The organism is Arcticibacterium sp. GJ41-1 (assembly GCF_055808875.1).
The window spans coordinates 3,161,079-3,174,489 of record NZ_CM147888.1; the positions used below are offsets into that span (position 1 = coordinate 3,161,079).

At 37.1% G+C, this 13,411-nt stretch carries 12 protein-coding genes; 5 read left to right on the plus strand and 7 right to left on the minus strand.

The features are described from left to right. Positions 1-78: 78 nt before the first annotated feature. Entirely contained in the window at positions 79-546 is a 468-nt protein-coding gene (locus tag AC0L6O_RS13160) for a Dps family protein (protein WP_473302953.1), read from the minus strand. A gap of 222 nt (positions 547-768) precedes the next feature. Beyond that, on the minus strand, positions 769-1,602 hold the full coding sequence (locus tag AC0L6O_RS13165) for a putative zinc-binding metallopeptidase (RefSeq protein ID WP_473302954.1): 834 nt from the start codon (positions 1,600-1,602) through the stop codon (positions 769-771). Between the two features lie 273 nt (positions 1,603-1,875). On the opposite strand from AC0L6O_RS13165, the gene AC0L6O_RS13170 reads away from it, so the two are divergent. Beyond that, positions 1,876-2,823: a hypothetical protein gene (locus AC0L6O_RS13170; protein WP_473302956.1), complete on the plus strand. Its 948-nt coding sequence runs from the start codon at positions 1,876-1,878 to the stop codon at positions 2,821-2,823. Between the two features lie 25 nt (positions 2,824-2,848). Here AC0L6O_RS13170 and AC0L6O_RS13175 read toward each other — a convergent pair whose 3' ends face one another. The 5 genes from AC0L6O_RS13175 to AC0L6O_RS13195 form a co-directional block, all read right to left on the minus strand. Next, positions 2,849-3,769 carry a 5-dehydro-4-deoxyglucarate dehydratase gene (locus tag AC0L6O_RS13175; RefSeq protein ID WP_473302957.1) on the minus strand — a complete coding sequence of 307 codons (921 nt, stop codon included), beginning with the start codon at positions 3,767-3,769 and terminating at the stop codon, positions 2,849-2,851. A 7-nt stretch (positions 3,770-3,776) separates the two neighbouring features. Then, a complete protein-coding gene (gene garD, locus AC0L6O_RS13180) occupies positions 3,777-5,303 on the minus strand; it encodes a galactarate dehydratase (RefSeq protein WP_473302959.1) in 1,527 nt (508 codons plus the stop codon). After that, positions 5,304-6,713, minus strand: coding sequence for a GntP family permease (locus tag AC0L6O_RS13185; protein ID WP_473302960.1), 1,410 nt, complete (start codon positions 6,711-6,713; stop codon positions 5,304-5,306). 11 nt (positions 6,714-6,724) lie between these two features. Then, the gene (locus AC0L6O_RS13190) at positions 6,725-7,933 is read right to left on the minus strand and encodes a glycoside hydrolase family 88/105 protein (RefSeq protein ID WP_473302961.1); all 1,209 of its coding nucleotides are present in this window, start codon (positions 7,931-7,933) and stop codon (positions 6,725-6,727) included. Positions 7,934-8,405: 472 nt separating this feature from the next. Then, positions 8,406-9,029, minus strand: a complete 624-nt coding sequence (locus AC0L6O_RS13195) for a TetR/AcrR family transcriptional regulator (RefSeq protein WP_473302963.1) — start codon at positions 9,027-9,029, stop codon at positions 8,406-8,408. 80 nt (positions 9,030-9,109) lie between these two features. On the opposite strand from AC0L6O_RS13195, the gene AC0L6O_RS13200 reads away from it, so the two are divergent. The 4 genes from AC0L6O_RS13200 to AC0L6O_RS13215 all read left to right on the plus strand — a co-directional run bounded on the left by AC0L6O_RS13200 (position 9,110) and on the right by AC0L6O_RS13215 (position 13,367). Next, entirely contained in the window at positions 9,110-9,526 is a 417-nt protein-coding gene (locus AC0L6O_RS13200; RefSeq protein ID WP_473302964.1) for an LIC_13387 family protein, read from the plus strand. 121 nt (positions 9,527-9,647) lie between these two features. Continuing rightward, positions 9,648-10,970: a sugar phosphate isomerase/epimerase family protein gene (locus AC0L6O_RS13205; RefSeq protein ID WP_473302966.1), complete on the plus strand. Its 1,323-nt coding sequence runs from the start codon at positions 9,648-9,650 to the stop codon at positions 10,968-10,970. A 52-nt stretch (positions 10,971-11,022) separates the two neighbouring features. Beyond that, positions 11,023-11,982: a TRM11 family SAM-dependent methyltransferase gene (locus tag AC0L6O_RS13210; RefSeq protein ID WP_473302967.1), complete on the plus strand. Its 960-nt coding sequence runs from the start codon at positions 11,023-11,025 to the stop codon at positions 11,980-11,982. Between the two features lie 359 nt (positions 11,983-12,341). Continuing rightward, a complete protein-coding gene (locus AC0L6O_RS13215) occupies positions 12,342-13,367 on the plus strand; it encodes an IS110 family RNA-guided transposase (RefSeq protein ID WP_473302968.1) in 1,026 nt (341 codons plus the stop codon). Positions 13,368-13,411 lie beyond the last annotated feature (44 nt).

The window sequence follows — 13,411 nt, forward strand, 5'->3', positions numbered from 1 at the left end:
AAGCTTCTGCTCCAATAACAACAAAGCCCTTGCAAAAGGTCGCAAGGGCTTTAAAAGGGGTTTTATTGTAATTATTACTTATCTCAAATAAGAATTAAGCATCCATAAGGTTTTCTCTGTTTGAGAAATATAATCACTCATTAGGCTTACAGTACCTTCATCCTCTGCATCTGCTGCTAATGAAAGAATAACACGTTCTTTTTGTATCAAAGTAGAGAAGTTTTTCACCACAATCTCAATACCTTGCTTACCAACAGTAACACTTTTTTCTTCTTTAATTTCTGCCGTTTTTAGGTAATCAGAAAATGTATGTAATGGCTCTGCCTCTAAAGTCAATATACGTTCGGCTATTTCATCTACTTTAAGAATTGCGTCATTGTATAATTCTTCAAACTTCAAGTGTAATTCAAAAAACTCTCTCCCTTTTATATTCCAGTGTAATCCTCTTAAATTTTGATAAAACAACTGATAATTGGCTAATAAATCATTTAGCTTAACACTCAATTTTTCAGCTTTGTCTTTGTCTATTCCTATTAAATTCTTCATGCTTTTCTTTTTGTTTTTATAAAGGTAATTCCGATTTGATAAATTTAATGTGACTTTGGTTACTTCTCTAGCTGATTTAAATCGTTTTTACCTGAAACGGCATTTATATTTTTATTAAAAAATAGTAATTCAGTAGACCTAATTAAGTAGCACAAAAAAAGAAAGACCATAGGCTTTCTAAGCTTACGGTCTTTCCTAATAACTCCTTTTATAAAGTGGCTCTTACAAACCTAAATTAGTTCTAATAGTAGCTCTTAAAGCTACCAACTCAGGATGGTTATTAAATGATAATACTTTCAGGTCTTTTATAGCTGTGCTATTGGCCGCAGGTAAATCATGAATAACGTATTGAGCAAAGACTTCAGCAAAATCTTCAATAGGACTAGAGGCTGCATATTCTGATACAAACTTATCCTTATTGTCATTGTAAAACTGGGTGTTATTGGCATTGTTATCAAACTCTTCTACCAAGTCACTTGTCCAAAAAGTGTTATAAAAAATATTGATATATGCGTCGGTTTTAGCACATCCATCTTCTGGATAGTAGTTTGAACAACTAGCCTCTGGCGTTAATCCGTCTAATTGAGAATCATTCAAACTTAAAAGGTGCCCAAACTCATGGGTTAAGCTTTTCTGAAGGGAGCCATCATGATTATAACCGTCTTCGTACGCATAGTTAATAGCCACACCTATTTTCCACTCTGTTAAATCGTCGGTTATTTTAGCCACAAAGGCATCGCTATTCTGAGAGACGCCATTGTATAATACAAACTCTTTGATTTTAGCTAAGTATTCAGGTGTAATTACCTTTTTAGCCAATTCCCAGATTTCGTCATGTTTTTCCGTACTTAATTGGTCCTCTAAATCTGAACTAGTAACTAGAAAATCAGTCTTCTTTGTAATAGATGCACCATTTACGGTATAAAGTGTAATGGCACCGTCTTCGCCTTCAGGGTTTTGTGGAGTAATGTCATCATCCGTAGAGCATGATGTAAGAATAAAAGATGCCGCTATAAAAAGGGCTAGTAACACATTTGTGAGTCTCTGTTTTTTCATTGTTTTTATTAAATTGTTTGCTTTTTTAGCAGAGATTGAGCGGTATTTTTTAATGTTAATTGCAATAGAATATATATGTTTTTGTAAATACTTTTTTGACTGTAAATTTCGGGTAACAGTTTACCATCAAAGCGTGTAAACTCCCAGCCTATATACATTGAAAAACTAGCTAGAATACGCTAATTCCCACAGAATTGAAACACATTAGCTAATGCTTTCTAGAACTATTTTAATATTTTTGAGGAAATTGAAATCATCGCTATTCGGGAAAATATGATAAATATAATTAGGTACACAGCTTTTCTAGTTTTCGCTTCTTTCATTGGTTTTGGACAGGTATTACCAACAGAAAAATCTGAGAATCATGTTCAAATCGAAGGAACAAACATATTCATGATTCCTCCAACCGAGTTTGAATCCTCTAGCAATTTCAAAGGCTTCGCAAAACCTTTTGATCAGACGTCTATGATTATGGCAATTGAAATCCCTGGCCCATATGCTGAAATCACAAAAGGTTTTAATTCTGAAATGCTAAAAGCAAGAGGGATGGAGTTAAAAACCAAGAAAAATATCAAAGTTGATAAGTTCGATGGCTTACTAATTGAGCTCGACCAAGCTGCTAATGGTATGGTATTTTCAAAGCTTCTATTAATCTATGGTAACGAAACAAAAACCACCTTTATTAATGGTGTTTACCTTCAAGATAATACGGTTATAGGAGAGAAAATTAAAGAAAGTATACTAACTACCGTTGTAGATACAAATTTGGAAACCAATCCGAGAGACGCCTTAAACTACACCATAGATGAGGGTGTTAGCACATTAAAACTTCACTCTGTGATGGGAAATGCAATACTTTTTAACAGAGACCTAAAAACACCTACCGAAAGCCCTGACAAGGCGACACTAATTGTTGACAAGTCTTTTGCTAAAATGGCAATCGAGGATAAGAAATCGTTTTGCATCTCAAGGCTAAAAGAATACCCTGAAGATTATACAGTTATTGAAGCCAAAGGAGTCCGTAATATTAAAATAGACGAGCTCAGCGGTTTCGGACTTTTTGCCCAAACTAGCGATGATAGCAATGACGAAATGTACCAAGTCATTCTGTTTGATTCAGACAATACCTATTACATTTTTGTGGCTAATTATTTAGCCAGTAGTAAAGAAACCTTAACAGAAATTCAAAGTATTATCAAAACCTTTAAAAGGAAGAAGTAAGATTCCTCCATTTATAATGTTCGTTTTATCTCTTAGAAAGCTCTTTGGCCTTACTAATCAAAGCTTCTAAGGTTTTAGACTCTTCCGTATTTGGCATTACTAAAGGTGCTCTTACGTCACCAGCACTCTGGCCAATCAGCTTTGCTCCTTCTTTGATAAGGCTAACGGCATAACCAGATTTTTTGCTTCTAAGATTCACAAAAGGAATAAAGAACTCTTTGATAATTTGAGTGACTATTTCCTTTTCTCCAGCACGCAGAGCTTTGTAAAAACGAATGGCCAAATCTGGCACAAAGTTAAAAACCGCCGAAGAATAGGTATTGACACCAATGGCCAAATAAGCTTCTGAAATAATCTCGGCAGTGGGCACACCACCAATATAAACCAGCCTATCCCCTACTGTTTTGATAATATCATTCAGCTCCTGCATATTTCCAGTGCCGTCTTTTAGCCCAATAAAATTCTCACACTTATCAGCCAGCTCTTTTATTTCTGGTGCAGATAAAATACCGTTTCCTCTGTTATAGTAAATCACAGGCAATGAAGTATTGTTCATTATTGTTTCGGCATACTTCACCAAACCATCTTTAGGACATCCTGTCAAATAAGGTGGCATTAGTAAAAGTGCATGCATTCCTGCATCTTTTGCCATTTTTGCAAATTCTATAGCCTCAGGAATACTTCTGCCTACACTAGAAATTACGGGCAAACGCTCCCCTACTACCTTGGCTGCACTTTGAATTATTTGACCATATTCTTCTTTTGATAAAGAGAAAAACTCCCCAGTTCCGCCTGCTACAAAAACAGATGAAATCTCTTTTGAGCTAAACCATTCCAGTCTGTTTTCATAAGACTTTTGGTCAAAATTCCCTGCGGAATCCATGTCAGTAATTGGAAACGATAAAAGGCCATTGCCTAGGGCGTCAATAATTTTCTGTAAGTTCATCAGTATTTTATGTTAACGGACCTGGGTTGAAAAGTACCAAGTCATTATGTAATTCTAATTTGTCGGCTGCCACCTGCATTTTACCGCTGGCCACATCCAAAATCATTTTAAAAAGCTCCCAGCCCATCTCTTCAATAGATTTGGCTCCAGTAGCTATTTCTCCTGCATCTAAATCTATAAGGTCAAACCACCTTTTACTCAAAACAGAGTTGGTACTAACTTTAATAACAGGAACTTCTGCAAGTCCATAAGGAGTACCTCTTCCGGTCATAAATACGTGCATATTCATTCCTGAAGCTAGCTGCAATGTTCCACAAACAAAATCCCCTGCGGGCGTAGCCGCAAAGTTTAGCCCCTTCTTTCTTATTTTTTCACCTGGCCCTAAAACATCAACAATGGGCGAAGTACCCGACTTCACAATTGAGCCTAATGCCTTCTCTACTATGGTGCTCAATCCGCCTCGTTTATTCCCTGGCGATGTGTTGGCACTTCTGTCTGCTTGCCCTAGTTTTAAATAATCGTCATACCACAGCATTTCTCTTTTTAAGGCATCAGCTACCTCTTCATCCACAGCTCTTGGAATCAGTAAATGTATGGCGTCTCGCACTTCTGTTACTTCCGAAAACATCACACTACCACCAGCTCTTACTATAAGGTCCGCTGCAAAACCTGCGGCAGGGTTAGCCGTAATTCCAGAAAATGCATCACTACCGCCACACTGCATTCCCACCACCAAATCAGAAGCTGGGCAGGTCACCCTTTTCCTTTCATTTAAGGCTTCTAAATGCTTTTCAGCCAAACTCATCACATCATCCACGATAGCCATGAAGCCTTCGTTAGATTCACTTTGCATGTAAAATATGGATGTATCGTCACTAGCATTATTGACAATACTTTCAGGCCTTAATTTTTCACAGCCAAGGCCTATCACCAAAGCGTGACCACCAAAATTTGGGTTTAAAGCTATATTTTTCAATGTCCTTATAGGCACAATAGCCCCTGGAGCATTGATAGCCACACCACATCCGTAAGAATGATTGAGCCCTACTACCCCATCTACATTTGGGTATTTTGGTAGTAACTCCTTCTTTATTTTTTTGACTACAAATTCTGTTAAACCCGCCACACACTGAACGCTGTTCGAAATGGCAAGTAAATTTTTAGTTCCTACACTTCCGTCATTGTTTTTGTAACCCTCAAAAGTGTATCCTTCCAAAGGTTCTGTTTTTTGAACCGTCGGTTTTACATATAAAATACTATCTAAATCAGGCGGAACAGGAAGCGAAATTTTATGTTCATTTACCCATTGTCCTGCTTTAATATCATCGTCTGCGGTTGCTATTTTTTGACCGTATCTGATGATGCTCTCGCCTTTTAATATATCTGTTATGGCTACTTTATGACCCATTGGAATATACTCTTGCACTATCAGTTCATCGTCTAATGTTGTACCTTTCTGGAGCCCTTTAGCATGCGGGACTACAGCTACATTATCCAAATCAGATAATTTAATTACGAGTATTTCAGATTTCATTTATGCAAACGGAAATAGGGTTGACAAAATCATAATAGACACTAAACCGGCTAAAGCCATGACCATAAGTAAGGCGGAAAAATGCCTCAGAGTCTCTTTTACTTCCATGCCACTCATTTCGGTAATTATCCAAAAAGCACTATCATTCATCCAGGCAAATATTTTAGAACCACAGCCTATAGCTAAAGCTAAATATACAGGATGAAAGGCCAGTTCAGCATTAACCACACCACTCATTACGCCCATGGCGGTAATCATGGCCACCGTGGCAGAACCCTGTGCAGACCTAACCAGAGCCGTGATAACAAAGGCCATTGGCAATAATGCCACTTGATAATTAGATGCCATAGCTCCTATTTGAGAGCCTATTCCGGTTTGTTGTAACATTTGACCGAAGGCTCCTCCTGCCGATGTTATCAGAATAATCATTCCGGCACTAGTTAAGGCTTCCGTAATATATTTCTTAAACAAACTTTGGTCGCCCAGGTGTTTCCATAAAATTACTAATGATAAAATGGCGGCAATAAATAAGGCAATATTAGCATCACCGATAGTCTCAAATACTCTTTGGGCAAGGCTACCTTTTTTTAACCAAACCGATGAAAAGGTATTGCCAGTTATTAAAACCAAAGGAAGAATAACAGGCAATAGCGACCAAGCTAAAGATGGAAGTTCTGAGGTAGACTTTAAAGAAAATTTCTCCAACTCTTTCACACTGATATCTGCCGTGTCTCTCATTGGCAAATCCCACCGTTTATTTGCCCAGAGGGCGTACAAATAACCTGCAAAAACGGTTATGGAACCTATAACCAAACCTCCTATAATCATTGCTCCTAGGTCAATACCCATTTCTTCTGCCACAAATAATGGCCCTGGAGTGGGTGGAATAAGCGAATGTGCCATGACACCACCTGCAATGATGGTCATTAAATAAAGACTGAATTTACGCGGCTCACGAATGGTCAATGTTTTGACCAAAGGTATCATCAGGTAAAACACAGTGTCAAAAAATACAGGAATAGCCAAAGTAAAACTGCCTGAAAGTAAAGCTAGCGAGGTATTCTTTTTGCCAAATAGGTTTAACAAACCCCTTATAATTCGGTCTGCAGCCCCGCTTCGCATAAGTGATGTACCTATGATGGACGCTAAAGCAATCAGAATTCCGATTTTAGCACTGGTATTACCGAAGGCTATGGCAAGCCGTTTACCTACGGTCAAATTTGTAAGTGAAGTAATTTCTGCCGCAGACATGCCTTTTTGCTCCCCAAAGGCCATTATCATTTCTGGCGTGGTAAGTAAGGCCGTAAGAAGAGCCGCAATTAAAAGAGAGACAGCAGCATGAAGTTTTAAACGAATGATACAAAAAAGTACCACCGCAGTGGCTATCAAAATAATAAAGATAGAGCTCATGCTACAGTTTTTTATTTATCGAGTTCTAACGAAGCCAAAATAAAAGGGCCCAATGCGTGAATGTCATTTACCAACATGGGCTCACTAATATAGTAATCATAAGTGCCATTTCTATAAGGGTCGCCACCCAAACCTGCACTTTGACATACCTGCTTAATATTGACCATGCCGTCTTCTTCTACTTCTATCAAGTCATGAATTATTCCATCATAAGCCTTTTCTGCTGCTACCAAAAAAGATTCATCTATATAGCCTTGATGAGCAGCTCTAGCAAAAGCATAAGTAATCATAGCTGAACCAGAGGCTTCTAAATAGTTTCCTGCTTTTTCAGGCTCCGTAGGCACTTGGTACCAGAGTCCAGTTTCTTCATCCTGAAAGTTTCTAAGGCTACCGGAAAAGTCATTTAAATAAGTAATTAGACTATCCCTTTTAGGGTAATCTTCTGGTAGAATGTCAATAACATCTACCAATGCCATGGCATACCACCCAAGCGACCTAAGCCAAAACTCAGGAGAGCGTCCCGTTTCTTTATCCGCCCAATCCATTTGTCTGCTTTCATCCCAACCATGGTAAAAAAGCCCTGTTTCTTCGTCTTTAAGGTTTGTTTGAATTTCATCAAACTGATGAATTACATCATCTAGCTTATCGCCATGCTCATACATCACATTATACTTGGCATAAAATGGTGCTCCCATGTAAAGACCATCTAGCCACATCTGATAAGGGTATATTTTTTTATGCCAAAAGCCACCAGAATTAGTACGAGGATGTGTCTCAAGTTGCTTTCTAAGTGTGTCTATTGCATCACGATACCGCTTGTCTTCTGATTTATCATCCATGTAGAACAAGTACTTCCCGGCATTAATATTATCGATGTTATAACTGCCTAAATTGTATTCCAAAATAATCCCATTCTCGTCAATAAGTTTATCAGCAAAATCACGCATGTAATCAAAGTATATTTCTTTATTGGTTTCTTCATGAAGACGCTCTAGTGAGCTCATCAATAAACCGGTCTTATAATTCCATTTCGTTTTTTGTTTGCTTACTAAAGTTCTTGGGTCTGGGTTTCTGTTTAGGATAGAAATGGCCATTCTTTCCGACCATTTAAGCTCATTTGAGATTTCTATTTTCTCTTGTTTCTCTTCTGATTCAGTTTGACATGCGGTAAAAAGAACAGTGGCTGAAAAAATTAAGAGACTTGTGTTAAGTTTAAACATGACCTACAATTAAAAAAAAATGAATAAAAGTTTGTGTGGATTTGTATTGAGAACGACTTAATAAAATGTTTAAAACATAACGAAGGCACCCATTATTCAATATGACTAACAAGCACCTTCGCCATAAACCTTAAACTGTATATGTAAGAAATTAGGTAAAAAGGTAGAGCATACTGCATCTACGCTGATACAATTTTAACCCTGAAGATTGTATTCTAATAACAAAAAAGTGGATTAATTAACGCAATCGTTATCGGGAACGATGCCGAAAGACTTATAGTCTTTTTTACCATCCCAAAAACATCTACTATTACATCATGATATAGATTACGCAAAAGCCATACGTTTTCACTCTAAACAGCTTGACACATTTAGGGTGAGATGGTATTTTCTAAAAAAACTATAACTAGAACCTCCCTAATACAAAGCTTCTCAAAAGCTAAGTTTAACGTCTATAATCACTAGGTAATTGTCAAATACCATCGGTATACATCGCATACTCTTTCACTCCTTTTGTGGTGAGGTAAGGATAAAGAGCCTGCCTTATCATTTCTAAATACTCATTCAGCATACTTTCTTCCAATTTCTCTTTTTCAATTTCAGCTGAAGCTATCCAGAAATCGCCAAAAATTTGTATTCGTTTATAGAGGTTGCTAAATTCATTTGGTAGTTGTTCTTCACGCATTAGCTCCGCTCCCACCATAGCTTCAAACAAGCCAATCATTTGTGATTTTCTAATGTTTAAAAGCCCTTTGTAGTGTATTTTTATAGCATCATGATCTCGAATTATTTGAGAAAAATCAAGAAAGAAAAAACGGTATCTAAAAGCACTTTTCATAAAAGCCGCCGACATGGCAAAAATTTGCGATAAGCCCACTTGGGAACTATCTATTCCAGCCATGCCAGCGTCCATATCTTTTACCAGCCGGTAATACAGAGTTTCAATAATATCTTCTCGTTTTTTGAAATGATAATTCAAATTACCTTGGCTAATTTTCATTTCTTTTGCAATGGTACGAAGCGTAACTTGTGACAAGCCTTCTGTATTGAATAAACGCAAGGCTGTATCCACTATTTTTTCGCTTGTCTTTTTCATACTTCAAAGATAAATAAATTAGTAAACTTGACCTAATGTTTCATTATTAGTACATTTGACCTAAAATATAAAAATTGACCATGCATTATTCAAAAGTTAGTTTTAAAGTTGCTTGTTGGGCATTCATTCTCGTCGGTATTGGCCATACTGCTACAGACTTATTCGGCCCTAAATCTCCAGAATTAATTCACCTAGGAGAAACAATGAAAGCTTTTACTTTAAATTTAGCAGGAACAGAAACCACTGTATTCTCTCTTCAGCAAGGTTTTAGCTTGATGATGGGTCTTTTACTTTTTGCTTTCGGTTTACTTAATCTCACGTTATTAAAGAATCTTAAAGAACCTCCGATTCCTAGAAACATTTTATGGCTAAACATATGCATATCTTTCATATGCACAGCATTGTCAATTAAGTACTTTTTTACGGTTCCCATTGCTTTTACAGGAATCTCATTCTTAGCTTTTACCTTTTCATTATTAAAGCAAAAAGTCTCCTAAATTTTGGCATACATTTTATGCAACATTTTAAGGTGCAATCCGTCACATTCTATGAGCTGATATTTTTGATTACTTGCAATTTCATCTATCTAAAAAGGCCCTAAACAATATTTAATTAAATATGACAACCCTTTACTTCCGTAAAATCCGATTGAAACCCTCTTTTCTTAAAACGCTCATTGTACTATTTTCAGTACTAAATATTGGCTTACTTAAAGCACAAGAAAGCTATCAAATAACATCTCAGCAAGACCGATTGACTCAATACTCAGGAGAATGGTATAGCTCTTTACATCCTGGCACTGACAGTCTCTCAAGTTTCCCTAACATAAAAATGGTGAGCGAATTAAAGCTTAATGGCCAAAGCTTAGGCGTAGAGGTTTTTCAGAAAAAAGACGGTAAATATGTTTCCACCTTGTTTGAATTAATAGCCTACGATGGCTCAAAAGATAACATTCGTGCTTTTGGCAAGAATAGCCGTGGAGAAATGTTTATCGGAGAAGGTGAGTTTCAAAGCAGCAGTAACTGGACCATGCAGGACAAAGATTTGGACGGAAATAATACCATGCGTGTCAGTTTCACTTTCAATAGCTATACCGATGTAGTGGTAGAGGGTTTTGATAACGCTAACAAAAGCCTTTGGAAAACGAGATACGTCAAACAAAACCCAAAGGATAAAGACATTGGAATTCAGCTAGTGTCTGTTCATAAAGATATGCAGGCCAATCCTCAAAAAACACTGCAAGAGCTGGGTAGGATGGGCTACAGCTATGTGGAAACTTTTGTTTACTCAAAAGGCTTGTTTTACGGCATGTCCCCTTCTGCCTTTAGAACTTTGGTAGAAGACACAGGAATGAAGTTTTTGGGCTCTATGACCTTCTATAATTTGCCAAGTGATGATGACATGACAGAAGCCATCAAATGGTGGGAAAAGTGCATTGAGGACCACAAAAAAGCAGGTGTTAAATACTTATCAACCTCTAACAACAAAATAAAGGAGATTAAAGACAAAAGCGAGCTGAAGCGATATACCGACTACTATAACATGGTAGGTAAACTCTGTGCTGAAAACGACATGGAATTCATTTTTCACAATCACGCAGACGAATTTTTATATGTAGATGGCGAGCGAGTTTATGATTATTTCTTAGAACATACCAATCCTGATTATGTTCATTTTCAAGCTGATTTGTATTGGATGAAAGTGGGTGGCGTAGAACCCATTGATTATTTCAATAAATACCCTAATAGGTTTATAAGTTGGCACATAAAAGACTACAAAGAATTGGGCCAAAGCGGCAAAATTGATTTCGAAGAAATATTTAAATATGATGAAAAAGCCGGTTTAAAGTATATAATTGCAGAGGTAGAAGACTATAATTACCCACCACTTTATAGTGTCAAATTAGCTTGGGAATACCTTTATCATAAAATTCTTGAGTAGATTGGCGAGCAAAGTAGCTGCTTAGGACAGCCAAAAAGAAAAAATCAACAAATTGACATTAGAAACAAGTAAGCACAGCTACCTATATTCTTTTAAATACGACATCCATCATACGGAATTAAGTAAGTTAGAGTCAAGACAGTTATTTGGGAAAGAAGCAGATGGCAAAGTCCTGTTTTCTGATAGAAAAATAGACCCTAGTATCAGTCCATTTATAAAAGGTAGATTGGACATCATTCTATCTGCCCATAGTTACGCTGCACTCTTAGAAAAAGTCAAAATCGAGAATATCCGTGTAGAAGGCTTTAATGTAGATTATTTGATTCTAGATGGTGACTCTACACATTTTACGGAGAGGCGTACCAAACAAAACGACATAGGGCACTGCATAGAAGGTGAACCGGATTTTGAAAACCCCACCATAACTTATGCCCTAGGAATAAGTGAAAATGTATGGTACTTCGGCATTTTAGAAAAGCATCAAATTGGCTGGCATGAGCATAAGAAAAAGCCATGTTCTTTTAGTAACTCCATCAATATGGATATTGCTAAAACCCTTGTAAGCATAGCTTCCAAAGGCATTAAAACCAATACGCTTTTAGACGGCTGCTGCGGTGTGGGCACAGCCATGTTAGAAGCCTGCTTTTCTGGATTTAATATAGAAGGCTGCGATATAAATTATAAAGCCGTTAAACACAGCAGAGAAAACTTAGAATACTATAATTATACAGCCAAAGTACATTGCTCCGACATAAAGGAACTTGACCAACAATACGACGCAGTAATCATTGACCTACCATATAATTTATACTCCTACTCTGATGATAGCATCATCACAAACATCATAGAGTCAGCAGCTAAACTAAGCGAGCGAGTAATCATTGTCTCTATTTTAGATATAGAATCCAAAATCAACAAGTTAGGATTAGAAGTCGCTGATTTCTGCACAGTAGATAAAAAAGGGAAATCAAAATTCACACGGAGCATTTGGGTTTGTGAGCGGGAGGGTTGAAATACTCCTAAGCCCTCCTTAAAGTACTATTCTTCTTTTCTGGCGACAGAAAAGAAGAATAGTACGTTTTGGGAAATGTAAGAGGGTCTCGACTATCGCCTTTAGATTAGCACTTAGAAATCTTGTAGAGTAAATAGGATAAATTTACGACGGTAATTTGTCCTAAGTGGGAAGCAGGAGTAACCTATTCGACTGTGTGAGAATTAACTCAGGCTGAGATCAAGGCCCTGCTTCCCTCACTCTAATCAACGCTATTTAGCTATCAAGGAATCGTTGGTAGACGATCAACCTAATAAAGGCTTTCGCAGATTTGAGTTTTACTTAGGCCAAGTTTTCTTTCATTTCAAAATTAAAGGAAAATGACGAATGCAATTAAAAAAGATTATAATTTATTCATTGGTATTGATGTGTCAAAAGTGGTTTTTGATGTTGGAGTGGTAAACAATGCTGGTGTTAGACTTGGCCACAAAAAGTTTAAAAATGATGCTTTTGGATTTGAATCCTGTCTTGAATGGCTAGGCGAGTTTTACTCAGAAGGTGAAGTTCTATTTTGTATGGAACACACTGGAGTTTATAGTAGACTCTTAGGAATGTTCATTCAAGACAAGGGCTTTGACTTATGTATGGAATCAGGCTACGTTATCAAAAGGGCTGGTGGCATTGTAAAAGGGAAAAGTGACAAAATAGACTCCTTCAGAATCGCTGAGTATGCTCTAGGCAATAGATTTAAACTAAAGCTAGCCGAACTTTATGATAAGCGGCTTATTGAGTTACATGACCTTTTAACCACTAGAACCAGGCTTAAAACAAGCTTAAGAGCTCTCACCACACCATTAGGAGAATTGAAAAACTACGGTGGGGAAGAGAATTATAAACTTGTAGAAAAAGGGTGTAAAGAAGCTATTGAAGGATTAAAGAAGTCAATAAAAGACATTGATAAAATTATAGACGAATTGATAGAGAAAACTTCTGGACTTAAAGAAAGAGTAGAGCTGGTTACAAGTGTAAAAGGCATAGGTAAAGTGGTCTGCCTATGGATGATAGTATATACAAGGAACTTCACTGAAAATACCAATGCTAGAAAGTTTGCCTCATTAGTTGGCATCGCTCCATTCGAAGAAATTTCAGGCAGTTCTGTAAGAAGAGGAAGCCATGTTAGCAACCATGCACATCGCTTCTTAAAGGGGTTACTCCATGCTTCAGCTATGACAGCAATAAAGAATAGTCCAAGAATCAAAGACTATCATACCAAGAAAAAGAAAGAAGGAAAAAAGGGCTTTGTTGTTATGAACAATATTAAAAATAAAATGGTACAAACTGTCTTTGCAGTTGTAAGGTCCGGGATTCCTTACGACGAAGATTTTATTCATCAAAAAGCAGCTTAAATACTTGGAAGTATCTTAGCTATCTCGACCTGACAATGGAAAGA